The sequence below is a fragment of the Polaromonas sp. P4_F4 genome (assembly GCF_056401355.1).
Genome location: NZ_JBFUJO010000004.1, coordinates 12,415 through 37,719 on the forward strand (window position 1 = coordinate 12,415; position 25,305 = coordinate 37,719).

General features: G+C 62.2%; 23 protein-coding genes and 1 pseudogene. 7 read left to right on the forward strand and 17 right to left on the reverse strand.

Annotation, left to right across the window (positions count from 1 at the left end):
* Positions 1-31 precede the first annotated feature (31 nt).
* The 4 genes from AC1DUR_RS05770 to AC1DUR_RS05785 form a co-directional block, all read right to left on the reverse strand.
* Positions 32-1,051 (reverse strand): peptide ABC transporter ATP-binding protein, encoded by a 1,020-nt coding sequence (locus AC1DUR_RS05770; RefSeq protein ID WP_477720418.1) that lies wholly within the window; start codon positions 1,049-1,051, stop codon positions 32-34.
* Positions 1,048-2,067, reverse strand: coding sequence for an ABC transporter ATP-binding protein (locus tag AC1DUR_RS05775; protein ID WP_477720417.1), 1,020 nt, complete (start codon positions 2,065-2,067; stop codon positions 1,048-1,050). The genes AC1DUR_RS05770 and AC1DUR_RS05775 overlap by 4 nt, the downstream gene beginning before the upstream one ends.
* 133 nt (positions 2,068-2,200) lie before the next feature.
* Complete coding sequence (locus tag AC1DUR_RS05780) at positions 2,201-3,115, reverse strand: ABC transporter permease subunit (RefSeq protein WP_477720416.1); 915 nt, start codon at positions 3,113-3,115, stop codon at positions 2,201-2,203.
* On the reverse strand, positions 3,112-4,122 hold the full coding sequence (locus AC1DUR_RS05785) for an ABC transporter permease subunit (RefSeq protein ID WP_477720415.1): 1,011 nt from the start codon (positions 4,120-4,122) through the stop codon (positions 3,112-3,114). The genes AC1DUR_RS05780 and AC1DUR_RS05785 overlap by 4 nt, the downstream gene beginning before the upstream one ends.
* 50 nt (positions 4,123-4,172) lie before the next feature.
* Between AC1DUR_RS05785 and AC1DUR_RS05790 the strand changes: the two genes are divergently transcribed.
* Positions 4,173-4,382 (forward strand): hypothetical protein, encoded by a 210-nt coding sequence (locus AC1DUR_RS05790; RefSeq protein ID WP_477720414.1) that lies wholly within the window; start codon positions 4,173-4,175, stop codon positions 4,380-4,382.
* A gap of 162 nt (positions 4,383-4,544) precedes the next feature.
* On the opposite strand, the gene AC1DUR_RS05795 is transcribed toward AC1DUR_RS05790, so the two are convergent.
* Together AC1DUR_RS05795 and yedA are read right to left on the reverse strand one after the other, a co-directional pair.
* Positions 4,545-5,003 carry an SWIB/MDM2 domain-containing protein gene (locus AC1DUR_RS05795; protein WP_011483725.1) on the reverse strand — a complete coding sequence of 153 codons (459 nt, stop codon included), beginning with the start codon at positions 5,001-5,003 and terminating at the stop codon, positions 4,545-4,547.
* Positions 5,004-5,111: 108 nt separating this feature from the next.
* On the reverse strand, positions 5,112-6,044 hold the full coding sequence (gene yedA / locus AC1DUR_RS05800) for a drug/metabolite exporter YedA (protein ID WP_477720413.1): 933 nt from the start codon (positions 6,042-6,044) through the stop codon (positions 5,112-5,114).
* 84 nt (positions 6,045-6,128) lie between these two features.
* Here yedA and AC1DUR_RS05805 point away from each other — a divergent pair, with 84 nt between their 5' ends.
* Positions 6,129-6,620 carry an Lrp/AsnC family transcriptional regulator gene (locus tag AC1DUR_RS05805; protein WP_477720412.1) on the forward strand — a complete coding sequence of 164 codons (492 nt, stop codon included), beginning with the start codon at positions 6,129-6,131 and terminating at the stop codon, positions 6,618-6,620.
* Between the two features lie 131 nt (positions 6,621-6,751).
* Here AC1DUR_RS05805 and AC1DUR_RS05810 read toward each other — a convergent pair whose 3' ends face one another.
* Positions 6,752-7,450: an ArsR/SmtB family transcription factor gene (locus AC1DUR_RS05810; RefSeq protein ID WP_477720411.1), complete on the reverse strand. Its 699-nt coding sequence runs from the start codon at positions 7,448-7,450 to the stop codon at positions 6,752-6,754.
* Between the two features lie 201 nt (positions 7,451-7,651).
* Here AC1DUR_RS05810 and AC1DUR_RS05815 point away from each other — a divergent pair.
* From AC1DUR_RS05815 to AC1DUR_RS05825, 3 genes and pseudogenes are all read left to right on the forward strand, one after another.
* Positions 7,652-7,762: pseudogene (locus tag AC1DUR_RS05815) on the forward strand (OsmC family protein); the annotation flags it as partial.
* The gene (locus AC1DUR_RS05820) at positions 7,755-8,924 is read left to right on the forward strand and encodes a cytochrome P450 (protein ID WP_477720409.1); all 1,170 of its coding nucleotides are present in this window, start codon (positions 7,755-7,757) and stop codon (positions 8,922-8,924) included. The pseudogene AC1DUR_RS05815 and the gene AC1DUR_RS05820, both read left to right, overlap by 8 nt.
* Before the next feature lie 12 nt (positions 8,925-8,936).
* Positions 8,937-9,281 carry an antibiotic biosynthesis monooxygenase family protein gene (locus tag AC1DUR_RS05825; protein WP_477720408.1) on the forward strand — a complete coding sequence of 115 codons (345 nt, stop codon included), beginning with the start codon at positions 8,937-8,939 and terminating at the stop codon, positions 9,279-9,281.
* A gap of 15 nt (positions 9,282-9,296) precedes the next feature.
* Here AC1DUR_RS05825 and fdhF read toward each other — a convergent pair whose 3' ends face one another.
* The 6 genes from fdhF to oxc all read right to left on the reverse strand — a co-directional run bounded on the left by fdhF (position 9,297) and on the right by oxc (position 18,970).
* Positions 9,297-12,134, reverse strand: a complete 2,838-nt coding sequence (fdhF, locus tag AC1DUR_RS05830) for a formate dehydrogenase subunit alpha (RefSeq protein WP_477720407.1) — start codon at positions 12,132-12,134, stop codon at positions 9,297-9,299.
* 119 nt (positions 12,135-12,253) lie between these two features.
* Positions 12,254-13,951, reverse strand: coding sequence for an NAD(P)H-dependent oxidoreductase subunit E (locus AC1DUR_RS05835; RefSeq protein WP_477720406.1), 1,698 nt, complete (start codon positions 13,949-13,951; stop codon positions 12,254-12,256).
* Between the two features lie 84 nt (positions 13,952-14,035).
* Positions 14,036-15,283, reverse strand: coding sequence for a formyl-CoA transferase (frc, locus tag AC1DUR_RS05840; protein WP_477720405.1), 1,248 nt, complete (start codon positions 15,281-15,283; stop codon positions 14,036-14,038).
* A 93-nt stretch (positions 15,284-15,376) separates the two neighbouring features.
* Positions 15,377-15,835, reverse strand: a complete 459-nt coding sequence (locus tag AC1DUR_RS05845) for a PAS domain-containing protein (RefSeq protein ID WP_477720404.1) — start codon at positions 15,833-15,835, stop codon at positions 15,377-15,379.
* A 98-nt stretch (positions 15,836-15,933) separates the two neighbouring features.
* On the reverse strand, positions 15,934-17,205 hold the full coding sequence (frc, locus tag AC1DUR_RS05850; RefSeq protein WP_477720403.1) for a formyl-CoA transferase: 1,272 nt from the start codon (positions 17,203-17,205) through the stop codon (positions 15,934-15,936).
* A gap of 34 nt (positions 17,206-17,239) precedes the next feature.
* Complete coding sequence (gene oxc / locus AC1DUR_RS05855; RefSeq protein WP_477720402.1) at positions 17,240-18,970, reverse strand: oxalyl-CoA decarboxylase; 1,731 nt, start codon at positions 18,968-18,970, stop codon at positions 17,240-17,242.
* Positions 18,971-19,233: 263 nt separating this feature from the next.
* On the opposite strand from oxc, the gene AC1DUR_RS05860 reads away from it, so the two are divergent.
* Positions 19,234-19,842: a Crp/Fnr family transcriptional regulator gene (locus AC1DUR_RS05860; protein ID WP_477720401.1), complete on the forward strand. Its 609-nt coding sequence runs from the start codon at positions 19,234-19,236 to the stop codon at positions 19,840-19,842.
* 73 nt (positions 19,843-19,915) lie between these two features.
* Here AC1DUR_RS05860 and AC1DUR_RS05865 read toward each other — a convergent pair whose 3' ends face one another.
* From AC1DUR_RS05865 to AC1DUR_RS05880, 4 genes are all read right to left on the reverse strand, one after another.
* Entirely contained in the window at positions 19,916-20,749 is an 834-nt protein-coding gene (locus AC1DUR_RS05865; RefSeq protein ID WP_477720400.1) for a cytidylate kinase family protein, read from the reverse strand.
* An 18-nt stretch (positions 20,750-20,767) separates the two neighbouring features.
* Positions 20,768-22,297, reverse strand: a complete 1,530-nt coding sequence (locus AC1DUR_RS05870) for a tripartite tricarboxylate transporter permease (RefSeq protein WP_477720399.1) — start codon at positions 22,295-22,297, stop codon at positions 20,768-20,770.
* A 60-nt stretch (positions 22,298-22,357) separates the two neighbouring features.
* On the reverse strand, positions 22,358-22,879 hold the full coding sequence (locus AC1DUR_RS05875) for a tripartite tricarboxylate transporter TctB family protein (RefSeq protein WP_477720398.1): 522 nt from the start codon (positions 22,877-22,879) through the stop codon (positions 22,358-22,360).
* A 112-nt stretch (positions 22,880-22,991) separates the two neighbouring features.
* The gene (locus tag AC1DUR_RS05880; RefSeq protein WP_477720436.1) at positions 22,992-24,017 is read right to left on the reverse strand and encodes a Bug family tripartite tricarboxylate transporter substrate binding protein; all 1,026 of its coding nucleotides are present in this window, start codon (positions 24,015-24,017) and stop codon (positions 22,992-22,994) included.
* A gap of 316 nt (positions 24,018-24,333) precedes the next feature.
* Here AC1DUR_RS05880 and AC1DUR_RS05885 point away from each other — a divergent pair, with 316 nt between their 5' ends.
* Positions 24,334-25,230 (forward strand): hypothetical protein, encoded by an 897-nt coding sequence (locus AC1DUR_RS05885; RefSeq protein WP_477720397.1) that lies wholly within the window; start codon positions 24,334-24,336, stop codon positions 25,228-25,230.
* The last annotated feature ends 75 nt before the right edge of the window (positions 25,231-25,305 follow it).

The following is a 25,305-nucleotide window of genomic DNA, read 5'->3' on the forward strand; positions in this document are numbered from 1 at the left end:
TGGGGCAATACATGGTTTGTACTGCACCATATCACGCGGTAATGAAATTTTCTGCATAGTGGCAAGCCACCTGCCGGCCTGCCACTTCGCGCAGAACCGGCCTTTCGGCACGGCATCGATCGGTCACATGGGGGCAACGGGTGGAAAACACGCAGCCCGTGGGCGGATTGAGCGGTGAGGGCAATTCGCCCTTGAGCACAATGCGGTGCCTGACCCCAGTGCTGCCAGCCAGGCCTGGTGTGGATGCCAGCAAGGCCTGGGTGTAAGGATGCAGTGGCTGCGCGAACAGCGCGTTTTTTTCGCCTTGCTCGACCGCATGGCCGAGGTACATCACCAGTACATCGTGGGCAATGTGGCGCACCACGCCCAGGTCATGCGAGATGAACAGGTAGGCCAGCCCCATCGACTGCTGCAGGTCGGCCAGCAGGTTCAGCACCTGGGCCTGAATTGACACGTCCAGCGCCGACACCGGTTCGTCGGCCACCACCAGGGTGGGGTTGAGCATCAGGGCGCGTGCGATGGCGATGCGCTGGCGCTGCCCCCCCGAAAACATGTGGGGATATCGGTCATAGTGCTCGGGGCGCAGGCCCACCTTGGCGAGCATGGCGCGCGCGCGCGCGGCACGGTCGGCGGGAGACAGGTCGGTATTGATTTCGAGCGGTGCTTCCAGAATGGCGCCGACCTTCTTGCGCGGATTGAGCGAGCCGTAAGGGTTCTGGAACACCAGCTGCACAGCCTTGCGAAGGCCCTGGCGCTCTTCGTGACGTGCGGTGACCGCATCTACGCCCTTGATGCGCAGCTGGCCGCTGGTAGGGGTTTCAATGAGGGAAACCATGCGCGCCAGCGTGGACTTGCCGCAGCCCGATTCCCCCACGACGGCCAGTGTCTTGCCGGCATGGACTGCAAAGGAGACGCCGCCGACGGCCTGCAGGTGATCGGGGGCGCGCATGAAGCCGCGCCGTATTTCATAAACGCGCTTGAGATCCCGGGCTTCCACCACGGGCTGCGCTGCCAGCGCTGACAGCGCCGGGGCATCTTGCAGCGCGCTCATGGTGCCTCCTCCACCAGCACAGGGGTGTCGCGCAGTATGGCCGCTTCACGGTCGGGGTCACCCAGCGGATAGTGGCAGCGCACCTTGCCGTCTTTCCAGGCGCGCAGCAACGGGCGCTCGGTGCGCGAATGCTCGGTGGCGTAGGCGCAACGCGGCGCAAACAGGCAGCCGGCTGGCCGATCGTAAAGGCCGGGCACCATGCCGGGGATGGTCGCCAGGCGGGTGCTGCCATCGCTGCGCTCCGGCAGGGCTGACAGCAGCGCTTCGGTATAGGGGTGCTGGGGGGTGTTGAAAAGCGCGTGCGAGCTTTGCTCTTCCATGATCTGGCCGGCATACATGACGGCTACACGTTGCGCCATTTCGGATACCACGCCCATGTTGTGGGTAATGAGCACCAGGGCCATGCCGCGCTCCTTTTGCAGGCTGCGCAGCAGGTCCAGGATTTGCGCCTGGATGGTCACATCCAGGGCTGTGGTGGGTTCGTCGGCAATCAGCAGGCGCGGATTGCAGGCAATGGCCATGGCGATCATCACGCGCTGATTCATGCCGCCCGACAGCTGGTGCGGATAGGCTTTCAAGCGGCTTTCGGGCGAATTGATACCAACCTGCTCGAGCAGTTCTATGGCCTTGCGCGTGGCGGCCTTGCGGTCCATGCCCAAATGCAGGCGCAGGGTTTCGGTGATTTGAAAGCCGACGGTGAAGCAGGGGTTCAGGCTGGTCGTGGGCTCCTGAAAAATCATGGCCACGTCTTTGCCGGTGAGCTTGCTGCGCTCGCTGGCCGACAGGGATAGCAGGTCATGGCCGGCAAAGCGGAGTTTGTCGGCGCGAACCCGTCCCGGATAGGCCACGAGCCCCATCAGCGCCATCATGGTGACGCTTTTTCCGGAGCCGGATTCACCGACGATACCCAGCACTTCGCCTTCTTCGAGCGACAGGCTGACGCCGTCAACGGCGTACATGATGCCGTTTTGCGAGGGAAACTCGACGGACAGGTTTTCTATTTCAAGCAGGGCCATGTTTAGTAACTCCCCCTTCTCGGCTCACTTCGTGTAGCCGGATCCCCCCTCCGGGGGCAACAGCTGCGGCCCGGCGAAGCCGGTTCCGCGCTGTTACTTGCGAAGAGGCTCATGAGGGGTGGGTGGATCTTGTTCATCGTTTAAGTTTTGGATCGAACGCATCGCGCAGTCCGTCTCCGAGCAGGTTGAAGGCCAGCACAGTGATCAAAATCGCGAGGCCGGGGAAAGTCACCACCCACCAGGCACGCAGCACGAATTCGCGGGCGTCAGCCAGCATGGTGCCCCATTCCGGGGAGGGCGGCTGGGCGCCAAGACCCAGAAAGCCCAGCGCCGCCGCATCCAGGATGGCGGTGGACACCCCCAGCGAGGCTTGCACGATCAGGGGCGCCGTGCAGTTCGGAAGGATTTCGCTGAACATCAGGCGGGCGCGGCTGGCACCGCTCATGCGCGCGGCGGTAACGTAGTCACGGGAGGTTTCGGCAATCACCGCCGCGCGGGTAATGCGCACGTAATGCGGCAGCACCACGATGGCGACGGCCAGCATCGCATTCATCAGGCCGGGGCCCAGGATGGCCACGATGACGATGGCCAGCAGCAGGCTGGGCAGGGTCAGGATGATGTCCATCAGGCGCATGACCGCGATCTCGAAGATGCCGCGGAAAAATCCCGACAGCAGGCCCAGCACGGTCCCGACCACCACCGACAGCGTAACCACGGCCAGCCCGATAACCAGGGACAGGCGGGCGCCGTGCATCAGGCGCGACAGGATGTCGCGGCCGATCGCGTCGGTGCCCAGGGGGTAGGTCCACGATCCGCCCGTCTGCCAGGCAGGGGGTTTGAGAAACACCGCATTGTTGGTGATGTTGGGTGGGTGCGGCGCCAGCCAGGGCGCGAAAAGTGCGACCAGCAGAACACCGACCACAATGATCAGGCCCATGACGGCGCCGCGGTTGGAGCTGAAGTAGCTCCAGAACTCGCGCAGCGGATGCGGCGGTGCCGGTGGTGTACCCGGCGCAACGGTTGCTGTTTTCAAGGTGGCCGTGCTCATCGCTGATACCTGATGCGTGGGTTGATGATGCCGTAGGTGATGTCCACCAGCAGGTTGACCGCCATCACGATCGCGCCCAGCAGCAGGATGCCGCCTTGCAGGACCGGGTAGTCGCGGCGGCTGATGGCTTCGATCAGCCATTTGCCGACGCCGGGCCAGGAAAAGATGGTCTCGGTGAGGATGGCCCCCGTGAACAGGACGCCGACCTGCAGGCCGATCACGGTCACCACCGGGATCAAGGCATTGCGCAGGGCATGCAGGGCGACGACGCGCAGGTTGGAAAGACCCTTGGCGCGTGCGGTCCGGATGTAGTCTTCACCCAGCACTTCCAGCATGGCCGAGCGCGTCATGCGTGCGATCACCGCCAGCGGGTTGGTCCCCAGCACAATCATCGGCAAAATCAGGTGCGATGCAGCCGACCAGAATGCGCCTTTGTCCTCCGACAGTAGCGAGTCGATGAGCAGGAAGCCGGTCGTGGGTTCAATGAAGTACTGCACCGCCATACGGCCCGAGACAGGGGTCCAGCCGAGCTGCACCGAAAAAAGCAGGATCAGCAGCAGGCCCCACCAGAAAATCGGCATGGAGTAACCGGTCAGGGAGACGCCCATGACCCCGTGGTCCAGTATCGAGTTGCGCTTGACCGCGGCCAGAATGCCGGCAGGAATGCCGATCACCAGGGCGAACACAATCGCGCAGAGAGCCAGTTCGATGGTGGCGGGGAAAAGCGTCAGGAATTCACGCAGCACGGGTTCCTGCGTGATGAGGGATTTGCCGAGATCGCCATTGAGCACGCGGCCGATGTAGATGCCGTACTGCACCAGAATCGGCCGGTCCAGGCCGTATTCCTTGAGCAGCTGTGCATGCCGCACCGGATCAATGCCACGCTCCCCAGCGAGGGTTTCGATGGGGTCGCCCGGCACCAGGCGGATCAGAAAAAAGGCCAGCAGTGTCATGCCCAAAAAAGTGGGGATGATCAGGCTGAACCGGGTAAAAATAAAGCGGAGCATTATTGTGGGCGACCCTGGCAGGCACTCACGCGGGCTGCAGAAAATTCATCGTGGAAGCGGCAAATCGGGATCACGAAAATCTTTGCCACGCTGGTTTTTATTGGATGCATGTGCATGAAATGATGGTTTTGTACCTTCGCGCGCCGGTAGCCGGTAGCGTCGCAGGCAAATTTTTATCTTATCAACAAACCCGTTTATTTTTGGCAGGGTTGCCGGCAATCTGCTACCGAGTAACCCGTATTGCCTCGCGAAGCTTTTGATGATCGCGAGGCCACGGGGTTACGCAGGAAGCGTGCCACGAGACGCCAGTGAGCAGCGACGGATCCGTCGGCGCGTTTCGAGGCGCTGCTTTCGGCAGGCAGTGCGTCGGAGCATAAAAAAAGGCCGGTGGAAACCGGCCTTTGGGGTGTCGGCAAAGCCGATTACTTGACGTGCTTGCCAATGAGGCCAGCCATCTCGAACATCGACACTTGCGGTTTGCCAAATACGGCCTTGAGCTTTTCGTCGGCATTGATCATGCGCTTGTTGACCTTGTCCTGCAGGCCCTTGGATTTGATGTAAACCCACAGCTTGCTGACAATTTCGGTGCGTGGCAGAGGCTTGTCGCCCACCACGGCAGCCAGGGCGGGGCTCAAGGTCAGCGCTTTCATGAACGCTGCATTGGGCGTACGCTTTTTGGCGGGCGCTTTTTTCGCTGCTGGCTTTTTGGCCGCAACCTTCTTGGCAGGCGCTGCTTTCTTCGCAGCTACCTTTTTGGCGGGCGCTGCTTTTTTTGCGGCGACCTTCTTGGCAGGAGCTGCTTTCTTCGCAGCTACTTTCTTTGCCGGAGCAGCCTTTTTAGCAGGCGCTTTTTTAGCCGGTGCTTTTTTTGCAGTTGCCATGATTGATTTTCCTTCTAGAAGTTGATAAATCACCGCAGGGATAACTACTTCCTTGCGGCAATGCGGATGCTACTGGAGAAAAACGCAGTTTCATAGCGAAAAAGCACTTTATTTGCGCCCGCCTGTTGCAGATTTACCTCTGAAAATCAAAAAAACGCCTGTGAGAATCACACCGCAAGCCACCCACTCGCCACGGGTGACTTGCTCGCCGGCAAAAAACGCACCCAGAAAAATCGCGATCAACGGGTTCACAAAGGCATAGCTGGTGGCCACTGCAGGGGAGGAATTGGCCAGCAGGTAGAGGTAGGCGCTGAACGCTATTAGCGAGCCGAACACCACGAGGTACAGCCAGGCCATCATGGCTGCGGGCTGGAAAGGCCAGTTGCTGGCGACCTCGTGCTGCTCACCCAGTGCAAGAGAGATCGCCATTAACACCGCGCCGCCACACAACATTTCACTCGCGAAACCCGCGGGGCCGTTGGCCAGAGGCAGTCGTTCGGTGGACAACACGGAGCCCAGCGACCACAGCAGGGTTGCGCCTGCGATGCAGGCCAGGCCCACGGGCGCCGCGGAAAAGCTGGCGCCTCTCACCAGCAGCAGCACGCCAGCCACCCCCACGGCCATGCCCACCAGTTCCAGCCGGCTGGGGCGTTGGCCCAGCAACAGGCCCCATGCGGACACCATCAGGGGAACCACCGCAATGAAGGTGGCGATCAGGCCGGAGCCAATGTGGACTTCCGCACTGGCGGTGAGCCCCATGCCGCCGCCGAGCATCAGCGTGCCTATGGCGAGCGCATTGCGCCATTCGCGCAGGGTAGGGAGAGCCTGCCGGCGGATGATCACCCAGGCCATGACCAGCATGCCCGCCACCAGGAAGCGGGTGCCCATCTGGAAAAAAGGCGGGAAGCTCACCAGTGCGAAACGGATCGCCAGGTAGGTGGAACCCCACACCACATAGCAGGCGATCAAGGCGGGGACCAGCAGCGGTGCTGCCCGGGTGGGCGGGGAAGGGAGGGAGATTGCGGAGCTCATCCACGTCATCGTAAATTGCCAATAACGGCCAAGCCATGCAAAATTAAAGGTGAAAAGCCGGGACTACTTTAAATTTAACGCTTGAAAAGCACGATGACCGAAACTGACGAATACGATCACTACGACAGCCGCATCCTGACTGAATTGCAGCGGGATGCCCGCATCACCATGGCGGAGTTGGGGCGACGCGTCCATCTGAGCCAGCCCGCAGTCACGGAACGTGTACGCAAGCTGGAGCTGGGCGGCGTGATCAGGGGTTACCGCGCCGAGGTCGACCTGGCGCGGCTGGGTTATGGGATTCGCGCCATCATGCGCGTGGCACGGGCTGAGTACGCCCGGGTGGTCAAGCTGATTGAGCAGACGCCGGAAGTGATCAATGCCTACAACGTGACGGGAGAAGACAGCTGGGTGCTGGAAATCGCCGTCATTGATGTCTCGCACCTGGATGCCGTCGTGACCAAATTCTGCATCCTGACCGAGACTTCTACCGCGATCGTGCTCAACGCCCCTCGTGAGAACGCCATTGTGCTGCCAGCCCGCAGGGAAAACATCAAACCCACCATCAACAAGGTCACGGGGAAATGACAAGGACCACCCCTGTTTTGTTCGCCACCTGCGACCTTTGCGGTGCCCATAAAAATGACAGCTCAGGCAGCCTTCGGGTGCTGCCGCCGCCGCTGGAAGAAGCTTGAGCTTCGCCGCGCAGCGGTCGCGGCTCAGGTCCGCAGCTTGATGCCGAGGCGCTTCAATTGCTCTGTGCCTGCGGCGGTGATGCTCACCACGCGTGTGTGTTTTTTACGCTCTATCCAGCCCTGCTGCGTGAAGTGCGTTGCCAGCGCGGCACCGAGTGCACCACCCAGGTGGTCCTGCCGCTCCGACCAGTCCAGGCAGGTGCAGGCAAACTGCCGGCGCCTGCCGCGCACCTCGGTGACGTTGATGCCCAGCGCGCCGAGGGCCTGATCGCCTTTGGGCAAAAGTGCCAGGGCCTTCGGCAGGTCCTGGCTGGCGTCCGCTACCAGCCAGCCTTTGCGGCGCATCATGGCCAGCAGGGTCGTACCGAGTTCGCCGGCGAGATGGTCATAACAGTAGCGTGCCTGGCGGATCGGCTCAGGAGCTGCAGGGCTCGCGGATTTCGTCGTGCGCGGCGCAACGCGCATCAGCGACTCGACCAGATGAGCCACGTGCTCTGAAGCAAGGCGAAAATACTTGTGGCGGCCTTGCGCGGTGGATACCAGCAGGCCATCGTCAAGCAGCCGTTTGAGGTGCGAAGTGGCTGTGGCGGGCTCAATCCTCGCGCCGAGCGCCAGTTCCTTTGCGGTGAGTGCGCGGCCTTCCATCAGCAGTGCCAGCATCTGGATGCGGCGCGGATCGCCCACGGTGGATGCCAGCCTGGCAAGGTCGGGTTCTGCATTCATGATTTGATCCTAACCAAACTGTTGTTGCTCGACAAGCGGGGGGCGGCTGGCGACACTGGAGGTCTTGTCAAACAAACAGAGCGAGCAACCATGGCCCAGTACAGCGCAGAGATTCTCTGGCAGCGCGGCGGACAGGATTTTCCTGGCAACCGTTATGGCCAGCTATCGCCGTCAAATACAAGTTTTGCGTGGATTGTCATGCCGATGCGTGAGCAGATTGACCAGCTCCACCACGAAGCCCACGCAGAGTGTTTTATCGCCAACCCGGTCAAGACTGAAGTGTGCAGCGAGCCGGTGTATGCCCATGAGTGAAGGCGTTCTTCCACAACCCGGCAACCCGATCGAGGCGGTCACCCATGCCGACCCTTACCCCTACTACCGGCAGTTGCGGGAACAGCGGCCGCTGTATTTTGATGAAGGCCTGAAGCTCTGGGTGGCCAGCAGCCATGCCGTGATAGAAGAGGCCTTTCACAACGCGGCGCTGCGTGTGCGCCCGCCGGCCGAGCCGGTGCCCCAAGTCCTGCTGGGTACAGCCGCGGGCGAGGTTTTTGCCCAGCTGGTACGCATGACGGACGGTGAATTTCACGCTGCCCACAAGCCCGCGGTGGAGCAAGCCGCGCGCCGCTGGAGCCTGGCCGATGTGGCGCAGGCCAGTGAAGCGGCAGCACGGGATCTGGATCTGTTTGCCGCCGGGCCGCCCCAAGGCAAACATGGCCCCCTTGGGGGGCAGCGTAGCGTGGGGCTCAAATTTTCGCGTCTGACCGTCAACGATTTCATGGCTATGCTGCCGGTGCAGGCCATGGCGCGCCTGCTGGGCGTGCCTGGCGACAAGCTTGATGACACCGGCCGCTGGGTGCAGCAATTCACCCAGGGAATCGCGCCTGGCGCCCCGGCGCTGGCCGTGTCCCTGGCCGCCAGCGCCGCGGAGGCACTGATGGCGCAGGGCAGGGTGCTGGGTTTGTCGCCGGTGCAGGCCGCGAACCGCATCGCGTTTATGCAGCAATCGCTGGATGCCACATCAGGGTTGATTGGGCATACGGCACTGATGCTTGCGCAGAACCCGGCCCTTGCCGCCGCGGCGGACCGCTCGCAGGGCGCGATGCGCGAATTCGTGGCCGAGGTCGAACGCCATCAAGCGCCTATCCAGAACACGCGGCGCTTTGCCGCCGATCCCGTGGTGCTGGCGGGCCGGTCGATCGAGGCAGGGCAGGGCGTGCTGCTCGTGCTGGCCAGCGCCAACCGCGATGAAGCGCTTAACCCGCAGTCTGACTGCTTCGATCCGCAGCGTAGCGAACGCCGCAGCATGGGCTTCGGTGCGGGCGCCCATGCCTGCCCCGGCGCCGCAATCGCTATCGAAATAGTAGCCGCTTGCGTCCGATGGATCAGGGCTGAAGGTCGATTTGATGATTATTTTGGGCGTCAAATGGGTTTTCGGCCACTCGCCAACGCCCGCATCCCTGTTTTTGAAACCTGAAAGGAAGCAAATATGGTGTCCGTGATTTTCGAAGTCTGGCCTGATCCGGCCCATCGCGAGGGCTACCTGAACTGGGCGGCCGAACTCAAGAGCGAGCTGGTGAAGATGGACGGCTTTATTTCCATCGAACGCTTCCAGAGCTTGAGCGAGCCCGACAAGCTGCTGTCCCTGCAGTTCTGGCGCGACGACGCCTGCCTGACGGCCTGGCGCAACCTGGAAGCGCACCGCGCAGCGCAGGCTGCGGGCCGCAGCACCATGTTCAAGGACTATCGGCTGCGCATTGCCGAGGTGACGCGCGACTACGGGCTGAAGGAACGCGACGAGGCGCCGGCCGATTCACGCCAGGCGCACGGCTGAGGCCGCCGGGACTGTTTACGCCGCGCTCAAAGCGATGGAATTCTCCAGCGCCAGTCCGCCGCCGTAGCTGGCCTGCTGGGGCGGCGTGCCGCCCAGCGAAACCTTGATGGCGCAGTACTTGAATTCCGGGATCTTGGCGAACGGATCCAGCGCGGCATTGGTCAGCTTGTTGATGGCCGCCTCGTAGTAGCAGAAGGGCACGAAGACCGCACCGCGCGGCGAGCTTTCGTCGGCCCGCGCGTACAGCGCGACCTCCCCGCGGCGCGACGCTATGGTCACGACGTCGCCCGGTTTGCCGCCTAGGTCAGCAAGGTCAAGGGGGTGGACAAGGGCCACCGGATCGGGTTCGATCGCATCCAGCACCGTGGCGCGCCGCGTCATGCTGCCGGTGTGCCAGTGCTCCAACTGGCGGCCAGTGATCAGCACCATGGGGTACTCGGTGTCGGGGCGTTCGGCCGCCGGGATGATGTCGGCCGGCACGAAGCGCGCCCGGCCGTTGTCGCGCGGAAAATCCTCCACGAACACCACCGACTGGCCGGGGTCGCCTTCCTTCAGACAGGGGTAGGTGACCGCGTGCTCGCGATCCAGCCGGTCCCAGGTGATGCCTCCGATGCTGGGCATGGTGTGCCGCATCTCGTCGAACACTTCCGACACGTGCTTGTAGTTCCAGCCGCAACCCAGCTTGTTCGCGATCTCCTGGATGATCCACAGGTCCTGGCGCGCGTCGCCCGGCGGGTTGATGGCCTTGCGGCCCATCTGGACCAGACGGTCGGTGTTGGTAAAGCTGCCGTCCTTCTCGGGGAAGGCGCTCGCAGGCAGGATCACGTCGGCGAGGTAGGCCGTCTCGGTCAGGAAGATGTCCTGCACGACGAGGTGGTCCAGCGCCGCCAGTGACTCACGCGCATGGTTGGCGTCGGGATCGGACATCGCCGGGTTTTCGCCCTGGACGTACATGCCGCGGATGCCGCCCTTCTTGATGGCGTGCATCACCTCGACCACCGTGAGGCCTGGCTTGTCGTCCAGCGTGCCGGCCGGCACGTCCCAGGCCTTTTCGAAGGTGGCGCGCACCTTCGGGTCGGACACGTGCTGGTAGTCGGGAAACATCATCGGGATCAGGCCCGCGTCCGAGGCGCCCTGCACGTTATTCTGGCCGCGCAGCGGATGCAGGCCGGTGCCGGGACGTCCGATCTGGCCGGTCATCAGCGACAGGGCGATCAGGCAGCGCGCGTTGTCAGTGCCGTGCACATGCTGCGACACGCCCATGCCCCACAGGATCATGGAGGCCTTCGAGCTGGCATAGAGCCGTGCGACATAGCGCAGCGTGTCAGCGTCGATACCGCAGATCGGCGCCATCAGCTCGGGCGTATAGCCCTCGACATTCTTGCGCAGCTCCTCGTAGCCGATGGTGCGGCTGGCGATGAACTCCTCGTCCACCAGGCCCTCGGTCACGATGACATTCATCATCGCGTTGAGCATCGGCACGTCGGTGTCGGGCTTGAATTGCAGGTGCCGGTGCGCCATGCGCGTCAGGTCCGAGCGGCGCGGGTCCATCACGACCAGCTTGGTGCCGTTCTTCACGGCGTTTTTGATCCAGGTCGCGGCCACCGGGTGGTTCACTGTCGGGTTGGCGCCGATGATGACCACCACTTCGGCCTTGGTGACGTCCATCACGGGGTTGGACACGGCGCCGGAGCCAATGCCCTCGAGCAATGCAACGACCGAAGAGGCGTGGCACAGGCGGGTGCAATGGTCGACGTTGTTGCTGCCGAAACCGGTACGCACCAGCTTCTGGAACAGGTAGGCTTCTTCGTTGCTGCCCTTGGCGGAGCCGAAGCCGGCCAGGGATTTCTTGCCGTACTGGTCACGAATGGCGGCGAGCTTGCCGCCGGCGAACTCCAGTGCTTCTTCCCAGCTGGCTTCGCGGAACACGTCCATCACGCGGTCAGGGTCCATGGTGAAGTCGCCGGTTTTCGGCATGCCTTCGCGGCGGATCAGCGGTTTGGTCAGGCGCTGCGGGTGGTGGGCGTAGTCAAAGCCGTAGCGGCCCTTGACGCAAAGCCGGTTGTGGTTGGCCGGGCCGTCACGGCCCTCCACGAACAGGATCTTGTCGTCTTTTACGTTGTAGGTAAGCTGGCAGCCGACGCCGCAGTAGGGGCAGACAGAAGCCACCTGTTTGTCGGGTACCGCGAGCGCAGCATCGCGGGCCGGCATCAGCGCACCGGTGGGACAGGCTTGCACGCATTCGCCACAGGCAACGCAGGTTGAGCTTCCCATGGAGTCATCCATGTCGAAAACGATTTTGGCCTGGTCGCCCCGGAATGCCAGTCCGATCACGTCGTTGACCTGTTCGTCGCGGCAGGCGCGCAGGCAACGCGTGCACTGGATGCAGGCGTCGAGGTTGACGGCGATGGCCGGGTGTGTCAGGTCCTGGCGCACCTGCTGGCGTGCCTCGAAGCGCGGCTTGCCGACGCCGATTTTGCTGGCCCACTGGTCCACCTCGTTGTTGCGGGTGTATTCCTTCTCGGGCATGTCGGACAGCAGCAGCTCAAGCACCATCTTCTGCGATGCCACGGCGCGCTCGCTGTCGGTGACGACTTTCATGCCGGCCGTCGGCGCGCGGCAGCAGGAGGGCGCCAGCACCCGTTCACCGTTGATTTCGACCATGCAGGAGCGGCAGTTGCCTACCGCCTCCATGCCTTCCTTGTAGCAAAGGTGGGGGATCTCCACGCCTTCGCGTTTTGCCACCTGCAGCAGGGTTTCGGTGGCCCGTCCGGTCACTTCACGGCCGTTGAGGCTGAAGCTCACGAGCGGCACGTCAAGCTGGGCTAGTTCATGTCTGGTAATCGCGTTCATCGTGGTCCTTAAATTCAGCAGGTTCAGCAAAGCTGCTCAGGCCGCAGCGCCGGGCCGCCCCAAGCAAGGCCAGCCCCCTCGGGGGGCAGCGCAGTACGCGAAGCGACAAGCGTGGGGGCTCATAGTTCGTGCGGGAAATATTTGATAACGCAGTCCATCGGGTTGGGTGCCGCTTGGCCCAAGCCGCAGATCGATGCATCGCGCATGACCAGCGACAGGTCTGCCAGCAGTGCCAGATCCCATTTGGGCTTTTCCATCAGATGCGCGGCCTTGGCCGTGCCGACGCGGCAGGGCGTGCACTGGCCGCAAGACTCGTGGTGGAAGAATCGCATCATGTTGCGCGCCGCATTGGTGGCGGTGTCCTGGTCGGACAGCACGATCACGGCGGCCGATCCGATGAAGCAGCCATAGGGCTGCAGCGTGTCGAAATCCAGCGGGATGTTGTTCATGGTGGCCGGCAGAATGCCACCCGATGCGCCGCCCGGCAGGTAGGCGTAGAAGGTGTGCCCGTCCTGCATTCCGCCGCAGTGTTCGTCGATCAATTCCTGGATGGTGATACCCGCGGGCGCCAGTTTGACCCCCGGGCTCTTCACGCGACCCGAGACCGAGAACGAGCGCAGGCCCTTGCGCCCGTTGCGGCCGTGCGAGGTGAACCAGGCGCCGCCTTTTTCCAGGATCTCGCGTACCCAGAACAGGGTCTCGAAGTTGTGTTCCAGCGTCGGCCGGCCGAACAGGCCTACTTGCGCCACATAGGGCGGGCGCAGCCGCGGCATGCCGCGCTTGCCTTCGATCGATTCGATCATGGCCGACTCTTCGCCGCAGATGTAGGCGCCGGCGCCGCGGCGCAACTCGATTTGCGGCATGCCGGCCATGGGAGGGGCGAGCCTGAGCTTGTCCAGCTCGGTTTCGAGCATGGCGCGGCAGCCATGGTATTCGTCGCGCAGGTAGATATAGATCTTCTCGATGCCCACGGCCCAGGCGGCGATCAGCATGCCTTCAAGGAAGCGGTGCGGGTCGCGTTCGAGATAGACACGGTCCTTGAAGGTGCCCGGTTCGCCCTCGTCGATGTTGACCGCCATCAGGCGCGGGCCGGCTTCGGCGCGAACAATGCGCCACTTGCGGCCGGCCGGAAAACCGGCGCCACCCAGGCCGCGCAGGCCAGAATCTTCCATGGTTTTGAGGACTGATTCGACGTCGCGGTCTCCCGAGACGCATTGCCCGAGCAGCGCATAACCGCCGGCGGCCCGGTAGCTGGAAAAGTCGACAAAGTCTTCGGGGGCGTGCTGCGCAGCCCCCGCTGCCACGGTGGCCACGACAGCTTCAGCGGTGGCGTTCGGTACCGGGTTTTGCCCAACCACCGCGGCAGGCGCCTGCTCGCAGCGGCCTATGCAAGGCGCCGCGATCACGCGTACCTCGCGGCCCAGCAGGGCAGGCAGCCGGGCCAGTAAATCGCGTGCGCCCGCCATCTCGCAGGACAGGCCATCGCATACGCGCACGGTGAGCGGCGCCGGCGCGGCTTCACCTTCCTTGACCACGTCGAAATGATGGTAGAAAGTCGCGACCTCATACACCTCGGTTTGCGCCAGGCGCATCTCCTGCGCCAGCGCCGCCAGGTGGGCTGCCGACAGGTGGCCAAAGTGATCCTGGATCTTGTGCAGGTGTTCGATGAGCAGGTCGGCCTGACGCGACTCGGAGCCCAGCAGGCGTTGCACGTCGGCCAGCGCGCTCGGGTCCACGCGGCGTCCCTTGGGTGCCTGGCGTTTTCGCTCCTTGGAAACCGCTTGCACGACGGCAATAGGGATGATGGGATGGTTCATGGGGGCTCGCTTACATTTGCATTTTGTTTGGAATCGACTCGCGGGACGCCCGCGCCGCGGGCTCGCCGGTACTTTGCGCGTGGTTCAGATCACCCGTTCTGCGCGCAATTCCGCGATATACCCTGCGCCATAACCCAATTGCGCCAGAACCTCGTCGGTGTGCTCGCCCAGCAGGGGAGAGCGTGTCACCTCGGTGGGGCTGTCCGACATCTTGATCGGGTTGCCCACGGTCAGGTATTTGCCGCGCGTGGGATGGTCAACTTCGACGATGGTGCCGGTTTCGCGCAGGGCAGGCTCCTCGGCGATCTCCTTCATCGACAGAATCGGTCCGCAGGGGATGTCGTACTTGTTGAGAATCTCCATGGCCTCGAACTTGGTCTTGGTCATGGTCCATTGCTCGATGCGAGCAAAAATCGGCTTCAGGTGCAGCAGACGCGCCGCGGGCGTTTCGAATGCCTCGTCGGTGATCCAGCCTTCCTCGCCAATCACCTTGCACACGGCGGGCCACACGGCCGCCTGCGTGATGAAGTAAATGTAGGCGTTGGGGTCGGTTTCCCAGCCCTTGCACTTGAGGACGGAGCCGGGCTGGCCGCCGCCCGATGCGTTGCCCGCGCGCGGCACGGCGTCGTGGAACTTGCCGTCCGGGTATTGCGGGTATTCGTGCAAGGTGTGTGTTCGCTCCAGGCGCTGCTGGTCGCGCAGCTTGACGCGGCACAGGTTCAGCACCGCGTCCTGCATCGGCGCGAGCACCTTCTGGCCGCGGCCTGTCGTGTTGCGCTGGTACAGTGCCGCGACTATGCCCAGGGCCAGGTGCAGGCCGGTGCCGCTGTCGCCGATCTGCGCGCCCGTGACGATCGGCGGGCCGTCGTCGAAACCGGTGGTGGAGGCGGCTCCGCCCGCGCATTGCGCCACGTTTTCATAGACCTTGAGGTCTTCGTACCGGCCGGGGCCGAAGCCCTTGACCGACGCCACGATCATCCGCGGGTTGATCGACTGGATATGCTCCCAGGTGATGCCCATGCGGTCCAGCGCACCGGGGGCGAAGTTTTCAACCATCACGTCGCACTGCTTGATGAGCCTGTCCAGGACTTCCCGGCCCTTGGCACTCTTGGTATCCAGGGTAATCGAGCGCTTGTTGTGGTTCAGCATGGTGAAATACAGGCTGTCCACTCCGGGGATGTCACGCAGCTGCCCGCGCGTCGCGTCGCCTTCGCCGGCGCGCTCCACCTTGATCACGTCGGCACCGAACCAGGCCAGCAACTGGGTACAGGTGGGGCCCGACTGGACGTGGGTGAAATCAAGAATGCGAACGCCGTCTAACGCTTTGCTCATGAAAAATCCTGCTGGGAAGTTGAATCGGTTACTGGTACACGGTTTGAGCCATGGTGCCGGACGCCCAAGCGGCCGGTTATCCCCCTATGTTAATCACTGCGCCAGCGACGTGCCTTTGACACCTGTGCCGTGCTGGATTTCAAGTTCCGTGAGGCGTTTGCGCAGGTTGCGCTCCTCGGCGAAGCGGCTGGTTTCATCGCGGATGGCCGCAACAATGGCCGACACCTTGCCGTCCGCAGAGTGAAGCAGGGCAACGGTAAACGCAATGGAGATTGCGTGCCCATCCTTGTGCATGGCAGGTACCCGCAGCACGTCATTGCCATACCGGGTTTGCCCCGTTGCCATGGTTTTGTGGTAGCCATCCCAGTGACGCTGTTGCTGGCGCTGCGGAATGATCAGGTCCAGCGACTGGCCCAGGGCCTCGCTTTCGGTGAAGCCGAACATGCGCTCGGCGGCAGGGTTCCACAGCACGATGGTGCCACCGGCGTCGGAGGCCACGATCGCATCGCCTATTGCCTCCACGAGTTGTTTCATATCAATTCCGGATTGCATGGGCCTACTCCTTGTGCTGAAAAAAGGTCTCTGAAGTAAAGACGGCGCCTGGGTCGGGCGCCGTTCCACATTGAAGGGTCGCTGTTCAGATGCCCGTTTTAGACCGCCTTGTTGGCGTGCATTGTTGCGATCTGGTCCTTGCTGTAGCCCAGTTCAGCCAACACCTCGTCGGTGTGCTCGCCCAACAGGGGCGAGGCCGTGACTTCGGGTTTGAGGTCCGAGAACTTGATCGGGCTGCCGATCGTGTAGTAGCTGCCGCGCACCTTGTGCGGCACTTCGACGATGGAGCCGCTCTTGCGCAGCGACTCGTCGCGCAGCAGTTCTTTCATGGACAGCACCGGGGCGCAAGGGATGTCGAACTTGCGGAAGATGTCGACCGCTTCGAACTTGGTCTTGTCCTTGATGAAGTCTTCGATGGTGGCGAAGATGTCCATGATGTGCGGCTGGCGACCCTTGGGCGTGTTGTAGGCCGGATCGGTCTTCCACTCGGGTTTGCCCAGTGCGTCGCAGATCGGCTCCCAGGCGTGGCCCTGGACCGTGAAGTAGATGTAGGCGTTGGGGTCGGTTTCCCAGCCCTTGCACTTCAGGATCCAGCCCGGCTGGCCGCCGCCGCCGGCATTGCCGCCGCGCGGCGTCACCTTGTCGGCGAAAGCTTCCATCTCGTGCGGGTACTGCGGGTATTCCTCGAGGTAGCCCACCTTCTCCAGGCGCTGCTGGTCGCGCATCTTGACGCGGCACAGGTTCAGCACGGCGTCCTGCATGGCCACGGCCACCTTCTGGCCCTTGCCGGTCTGCTGGCGGCCGATGATGGCCGTCAGGATGCCGATGGCCAGGTGCATGCCGGTGTTGGTGTCACCCAGGGCAGCAGCGGAAATCGTGGGCTCGGAGTTCTCGCCCTTCCACCAGCCGGTGGTGGAGGCGGCGCCGCCGGCGCATTGGGCCACGTTCTCGTAGACCTTGAGGTCTTCGTAGTGGTGGCCTTCGCTGAAGCCCTTGACCGAGGCCAGGATCATCTTGGGGTTGAGCTTCTGGATGTACTCCCAGGTGAAGCCCATGCGGTCCAGCGCGCCGGGGCCAAAGTTTTCGACCATGACGTCGGATTCCTTGATCAGCCGCTCGAGCACCTCCTTGCCTTCGGGCTTCTTGGTGTCCAGCGTCAGACCGCGCTTGTTGCTGTTGAGCATGGTGAAGTACAGCGCGTCGGCATCGGGGATGTCGCGCAACTGGCTGCGCGTGACGTCGCCCGAACCGGGGCGCTCGACCTTGATGACGTCGGCGCCGAACCAGGCCAGCATCTGCGTGCAAGCCGGGCCGGCCTGCACATGGGTGAAGTCGATGATCTTGATGCCGTTAAGCGGTTTGTTTGACATTTTCCATATCTCCTTGTGAATTGCTCGGGGTAATTTACTTCTTTTTCGCAGCGCTTTGCGGGTTCAGGCTGGTGATGCGGCCACTCTCGGTGCCGGCGGTCTCATCGATGACGGCATTGATCAGGGTTGGCCTGCCGGACTTGATCGCTTCGTCCATGGCGCGGCGCAGTTCGGCCGGGGTGGTGGCGTTCACGCCGACACCACCGAAGGCTTCCATCAGCTTGTCGTAGCGCGCGTTCTTGACGAACACGGTGGGGGCCACGTCGGGGGTGCCGGACGAGTTGACGTCGGTGCCGCGGTACACGCCGTTGTTGTTCATGATGACCACGCACACCGGCAGGTTGTAACGGCAGATGGTCTCGACTTCCATGCCGCTGAAGCCGAAGGCGCTGTCGCCCTCGATGGCGACGACCGGCTTTTTGGTGACCACGGCTGCGGCCACGGCAAAGCCCATGCCGATGCCCATGATGCCCCAGGTGCCGACGTCCAGGCGCTTGCGCGGCTGGTACATGTCCACGATGCTGCGCGTGAAGTCCAGCGCGTTGGCGCCTTCGTTCACCATGATGGTCTCCGGGTTGGCCTTGAAGACGTCGCGGACCACAGCCAGGGCGCTGTGGAAATTCATTGGCGACGGGTTCTTGTTCAGGGTCTCGGCCATCTTGGCGATGTTCTTGCTCTTGCGCTCGGCGATGGCACCCAGCCAATCGGCCGGCGGCTTGGCCCAGCCTGAACCAATGCCGGCCAGCAGGGCCGAGACGCAGGAGCCGATGTCGCCGACGAGCGGGGCGTCGATGGCCACGTTGCTGTCGGCCTCGGTGGGGGAGATATCGATCTGGATGAATTTCTGGCGGCCCCAGTCCTTGTGGTCCTTGCCGCCCCAGGTCTTGCCCTTGCCGTGCGAGAGCAGCCAGTTTAGGCGCGCGCCGATCAGCAGCACCACGTCAGCTTCGGGCAGCACATAGGAACGCGCGGCCGCGGCGGACTGCTCATGCGTGTCAGGCAGGAGGCCCTTGGCCATGGACATCGGCAGGTAGGGGATGCCAGTCTTCTCGACCAAGGCACGGACCTCGGCATCGGCCTGGGCATAGGCTGCGCCCTTGCCCAGCAGGATGAGAGGGCGTTTGGCGCCCTTGAGCAGGTCCAGCGCACGCTGGACGGCGTCGGGCGCTGGAATCTGGCGCGGGGCCGGATCGACGACCTTGATCAGGGAGTCCTTGCCGGCTTGCGCGTCCATGGTCTGCGCGAACAGCTTGGCGGGCAGGTCCAGATAGACGCCGCCTGGCCGGCCAGAGACGGCGGAGCGGATAGCGCGCGCGATGCCCACGCCAATGTCTTCGGCGTTCAGCACGCGGAAAGCCGCCTTGCACAGGGGCTTGGCGATGGCCAGCTGATCCATCTCTTCATAGTCGCCCTGCTGCAGGTCGACGATTTCGCGCTCGCTGGAGCCGCTGATCAGGATCATCGGGAAGCAATTCGTCGTCGCGTTGGCCAGCGCGGTCAGGCCATTCAGGAAGCCGGGGGCGGAAACCGTCAGGCAGATGCCTGGCTTCTGCGTCAGAAAGCCGGCGATGGCGGCGGCATTGCCGGCGTTCTGCTCGTGACGAAATGAAATGACCCGCATGCCTTCGGCTTGCGCCATACGCGTCAGATCGGTGATGGGAATACCGGGCAGACCGAAGATTGTGTCGATCCCGTTGAGTTTCAGGGCATCGATTACAAGATGAAACCCGTCGGTCAGTTCTGGTGATTGAGTGTCGTTTGTCATGATGAAATGTCTCTTCGTTTGACTTCGATAAAGGTTGAGCTAGCGGCTGGCAATATCGGTTGGCGCCAGAAAAAAACCGTTGACTCAAGCCAACGCCTCCGTAGGTGGATTTCCCGCCTCGCTCGTCTGCCCAGGCGGGTCATTCACACCGTCGAGGTATCATAGGAATTGATCCAGTTTTCACCATTGACCACGGTCAACTTTCGCTGTATTTGAAGCGGGCGAAAGACTGAATCCTGCATCCCTCCTACCCTAACGTATTCATGTCATCCATACAAAACCATCCCGAGAGAAACGTCATTCGCGTCCAGCTGGCGCAGAACATCGTTCTGAAGGGAATGACCGCAGAACAAAGCGCAGAACTTGAATCACACCTGGTCATTGTTGACTGCCAGAAGGGGGAGACGCTCCTGAATCAGGGCGCGCACGAAATGGAGCAGTATTTCATCCTGGAGGGCATCCTGAAGCGGGTCGTGACCAATCAGGAGGCCAAGGAGATGATTCTTCGCTTTGCCGATGAGCGTGACATGGAAACCAGCTATGCAGCCTGGCGGCTGGGTACGCCGACGCCTTACAGCACCGTTTGCGTGACCAAAGTGCGGGTGGCCAAGCTGCCGCTGCCGGAATGGGTGGCATTCCTGGAGCGCCACCACGAGATCAAACAGTCCTTCGAGTATTACGTCATGCGCCTGATGAGCGAGATCATGGCTCACACCATCACGCTGCACCTGCTGGATGCACCGGGGCGTGTCCAGCGCTTCCGGCGCAAACATCCCGAGCTGTTTGACCGCATCCCGAAGAAGGAGCTGGCGTCCTACCTGAATCTGTCGGCGGAAACCCTTAGCCGGCTGAAGCAGCGCGGCAAGATATAAGCGCCTCCAGGAGGGCCCCGCGGGGCGGGCCGCGACTTCGACTGCAGGCGCCAGAGCGCCTATTTTCCAGTGTCTAGTATTTGGCCGATGTGAATCGCCGGGTCGTGGCCATCAGGCGCAACTGGTTGTCGACGCGCGCAGTGCCGGCCACCGTACTGGCCACCCTGGCGGCTTCCGCGCTTTCCTGCGCGTTCAGAACGATCCCGCTGAGGACCACCTGGCCTGCATCTGATTCGATGCTGATGTTGATATCGCGGGTCGATTCATGGTCTTTCAGCGCCGCCCGGACGCGCGCGTTCAGTGCCAGGTTTGCCAGCATCGCCCTCGACTCCGGGGTTTCCTGGAATTCCGGCCTGCTGGCCAGCTGCTGGATCTGGGCCACGCAGCTTTCCACGGACACGCGATCGGTGTTGAGTACCAGATCGTAGAGCAGCGGGTCACCCCAGGTCACGCCGAACTGTTCATGCATGCGTGAGGCGTGGGCGCCGTCGCTGCGCTGTACCTCCGCCTCGGCAAATGCCTTGTCGTCCGTGCCCAGGTGGTCCATCAGCCACTCCACGCGTTTTTTGAACGAGCGGGTTACCCGAACCCGCACCACATGCTGCACAGGGCGCAGCAGGCAGGTCGCGCCCCAGCCACGCAGCACGATATTGCCTTTGTCGGCCAGGTCGAAAACTTCCTGTGCGGTGTACACGGCAACCCGTTCCTTGTCCGTGGTCAGGCGCTCGACCAGGCCGGCCTTGCCTTCCCGCAACCGGCTGATCAGGCTGCCGGGCACGTGCATCCTATCGGCCACATGTTCCTGCACCTCATGGCGCATCACGGCCAGATTGGCTGTCTGGGCCAGCTGCAGGGAGACGTCCTTGGCGAGGGAACCCATCTCCTGGGTCATGGCGATTACCGGCATGGTGTTTCTCCTCGGGGTTTAATCAACAGGTTGCTCTGCCGCGAACTCCGCATGTTTGGGAGGGCGAATTTTGGCCAGAATGCGGGAGATCAGCGGCCAGAACAGCAGGATCATGGCCAGCGTGCTGATGCCGCCAACCAGCGGGTTGGACCACATGATGGACACCTCGCCCTGGGAAACCAGCATGGCCTGGCGGAAGGAGTCTTCGGCCTTGTCGCCCAGTACCAGTGCCAGGACCAGCGGTGCCAGCGGATAGTCCAGCTTCTTGAAGAGGTAGCCGATCACGCCGAACAGCATCATGAACCAGATGTCCAGCATGGCGTTGTGGACTGTGTAGGCACCTATGGCGCAGATCACCACGATCACCGGGGCAATGATGGAAAACGGAATGCGCAGGATGGAGGCGAACAGCGGCACCGTGGTCAGCACGACGATCAGTCCGACCAGGTTGCCCAGGTACATGCTGGCGATCAGGCCCCAGACAAAGTCTTTTTGCTCCACGAACAGCAGCGGCCCGGGCTGCAGGCCCCAGATCAGCAAACCGCCCAGCAGCACGGCAGCGGTCGGCGAGCCTGGGATACCCAGGGCCAGCATGGGCAGCAGGGCGCTCGTGCCCGCAGCATGTGCGGCAGTTTCAGGGGCGATGACGCCCTCGATTTCGCCGGTGCCGAACTTGGCCCCGTTCTTGGACATTTTCTTGGCCAGGCCATAACTCATGAACGATGCAGGCGTTGCGCCGCCGGGGGTGATGCCCATCCAGATGCCGATCAGGGAACTGCGCAGCGAGGTCATCCAGTATTTGGGCAGCTTCTTCCACGTCTCCAGCACCACCTTGGGGTCGATCTTGGCGCTTTTGCCGGAGAAGGCCAGGCCTTCTTCCATGGACAACAGGATTTCGCCGATGCCGAACAGGCCGATCACGGCGATCAGGAAGTCGAAGCCGCGCATCAGGTCAGGAATACCGAAGGTCAGGCGCAGCTGGCCGGTAACCGTGTCCATGCCCACGGCCGCCAGTGCAAAACCGATGGCCATGGAGGCCAGAATCTTGAACGGGGAGCCTTTGCCCATGCCCACGAAGCTGCAGAAAGTCAGCAGGTAGACGGCAAAAAATTCGGGCGGGCCGAACTTGAGTGCGAATTTGGCAACCAGCGGCGCCAGGAAGGTAATCATCAATACGGCCACGAAAGCGCCGATGAACGACGAAGTGAAAGCTGTCGTCAGCGCCGCGCCGGCCTGCCCATTCTGGGCCATGGGGTAGCCGTCGAAGGTGGTGGCTACCGACCAGGGTTCACCCGGTATGTTGAACAGGATCGAGGTGATCGCCCCGCCGAACAGCGCGCCCCAGTAGATGCACGACAGCATGATGATGGCCGAGGTCGGCGACATGGTAAAGGTCAGCGGCAGCAGGATGGCCACGCCGTTGGCGCCGCCCAGGCCGGGCAGCACTCCGATCAGTACGCCAAGAATGATGCCGACGAACATCAGTACGATGTTCATCGGCGTCAAGATGACGCTGAATCCGTGAAAAAGCGCGTTTAGTTCGTCCATTTCATTGTCCGGTCAGTAAAGGTTCAGTATTCGGTGAGCTAGAGGCGGGTGGGGTGTGGTTCAGTAGCCGAGGAAACTCAGGGGGTCAAAGTAGCCCTTGAACAGGGGCACCTTGAACCAGACTTCGAACATGCAGAAAAACAGCACGACCACCATGAGCGCTGTGATCACGCTCTTGATGGGGGAAAACTTGCCCAGGATGATCATGAACAGGGCGATGTAAAAGGCCGAAGCCACATAAAGGCCGACGACCTGAACCACCAGGACGTAGACCAAAGCCGGTAACAGCACGGACAAGACGCGCTTGAGTTGTTCGCCGTCGACAAAAACCTCGGTATTGCGGTTTTTCCCAAACAGGGCCTGGTACAGGGTGCCAGCGCCGGATACGCAGAGGATGATGCCGATGTAGAAGGGGAAATAGCCCGAGCCCGGGCCGTCGCTGGTCCAGCCCGACCCCAGCGCGCGGCTGCCCTGTATGACCACGGCGCCCATGACGATGATGCCGAATGCCACGATGGCTTCAATGATATTGGTGGCGACGCCCGTGCGACGCTCCGTGCCGGATTGCTCGTTTGGCTCCATCAGGAACTCCCGCTGAATTGAATAACCCTGGAGAGGGCAACATTGATTGAATGACAGGCCGGCGCAGGAACTGCCCGGCCCGTGGTGGAGGCCCCTCCGTGAGGGGCGTTCCTTATTTCGCGATGAAGCCGGCTTCTTTCATCAGCTCCCGATGTGTGTTCTCGGCGGTGCCGAGCCATTTGGTGAACTCTTCGCCGGACATGGCTGTCTGGTTGAAAGCACCTTTTTCCATGTAGTCCTTCCACTCCGGGGTCTCGCGGACTTTCTTGAGCAGGTTGTTGTAGAACTCAAGCTGGTCCTTGGACACGCCGGACGGCATAAAGATGCCACGCAGCATCGTGTAGTCGGCAGGCACGCCTGCCTCCTTGCAGGTGGGGATGTCGGCCCACGACATGGTATCGGTCACCTTGGTCTTGTAGGGCATGCGCTGATCATCGAAGACGCAGAGGGCACGCAACTGGCCGGCGCGCCATTGCGCCACGGCTTCAATCGGGTTGTTCACGGAAGAGTCGACATGCTTGCCCACCAGTTGCACAGCCACTTCGCCGCCGCCCTTGAATGGAATGTAAATGAACTTGGTACCGGTGGCGCGCTCGATGCCGACGGTCAGGATCTGGTCTTCCTGCTTGGAGCCGGTGCCGCCCATCTTCATTTTGCTGGGACCGGCGGCCTTCACGGCTGCCAGGTAGTCCTTGGCGTTTTTGTAGGGCGCTTCAGCGTTGACCCACAAAACGAACTGGTCGAGAGCCATCATTGACACTGGGGTCATGTCGCGCCAGTTGAAAGGCACGCCGGTTGCCAGCGGGGTGGTGAACAGATTGGACAACGTGATGATGATCTTGTGGGGGTCGCCCTTGGCATTCTTGACCTCGAGAAAGCCTTCAGAGCCGGCGCCACCGGATTTGTTGACGACGATCAGCGGCTCTTTCATCAGCTTGTGCTTGATGACAATCCCCTGGATCAGGCGGGCCATCTGGTCGGCGCCGCCGCCGGTACCCGCCGGCACCACGAACTCCACCGGCTTGGTGGGCTCCCAGGCCGCCTGGGCCGGGGCTGCGACTGTCAGCATTGCCGCTGCAATTGCCCCTGTGGTGGCCATCGCCAAGCCATTCCTGATGTTTGCAAGTCTGGTATTCATCACGTTGTCTCCTGTGTTTGGTAACTCTGCTTTGTTTTCGCCTGGAATTCTTCGCTGATCCCATGGTTTGAACGTATCACGGTCGTATGGTCTTCCTAAGTAGGTGGAAAAGCTCTTGACGACGATCAAGTTTGTCCAAATTTCGAACCGTTCTAGGGTTTCTCCGGAGGGGTTTGTAGCCACTCCCACAAGGACGACGGTAGCGTATTCTCCTAGAAGAAATCTGTCACATCCGCATTACCATGAGGACGGGTAGGGAGCTGGCACTCTGCAGCAACCCGGGGGGTCCACGCAGTTTAAAAAAGGTGGAAAAGCCATGAACAAGCTGTTGCTGTTGGTTGGCACGTTGCTCTGCGGGGCGCAAGTCCATGCACAGTCGTGTGAGGGGGGCCTGTACCTCAATCCGCAGGTCATTCGCGGCGAGGGATCCTCGCAAACTGAAAGTGCGCTCAAGGAACTGATCGAGTTTGTGCGGCCGACCGGCCTGTCGGTCACGCCGGTTCTCAACATCAAGGAAACCCAGGAAGTCCTGACGGCGGTCAAGCGGCCAGCGCCTCCGTGCTGGGTCTACGGCAATCCCGTGGTGGGCCTGGCCTCGGGTTATCGCCCCGTGGCGATCAACATGGAACCCATCCAGTCGGCGGTGCTTATTCTTGCGGACATCGGTTCTGTCAAGGATGGCAAACCCGTTGAATTGAAAAGTCTGCCGGCCGACGAACAGGCGAAGGTGCTCGCCAAACTCAAGGCCACCAGCTGCTTTGGCATGAAAAGCGGCGTCACCACCACGCTGGTGAAGGCCGAAAGTCTTTGCGGCACGGTGATCGAAGTGACGCCCCAGCAAGGTTTGGGGCAGAGCTATCTGCCCACCAAGGCAGCCTTTCACTGGCAGGCGGACCGGTGGGTGGGCCTGATCACCCGGCTTCAGACGGCCCAGGCTTCCAGCATGAAAAACCACTACGGCACCGACGAGCGGATTCACATGGCGCGGCTGGTGGTCGTGCCTGCGGCCAATCCCAGCTGGGGTTACGGCATGTATGTTCATCCCGATGTCGCGGCCGACGCCCTGAAAAAGATCGCGAACCAGTTCACGTCCCTCAAGACGAGCAATCCCTCGCTGCTGCGGGCGCTGGATTTGGGCAGCAAATACGAGTTTTCCACCCCCTCCGAGAAGTCCGTCCAGGCAATGAAGCAGTCGCTGGGCACAACCCCCTGAACAGGACTTCCCTGTGACGGCCTGCGAGTGACTGGGGGGAGGTGGTGGCGGCTCCAGGTCTGCAGACGCAGGCCG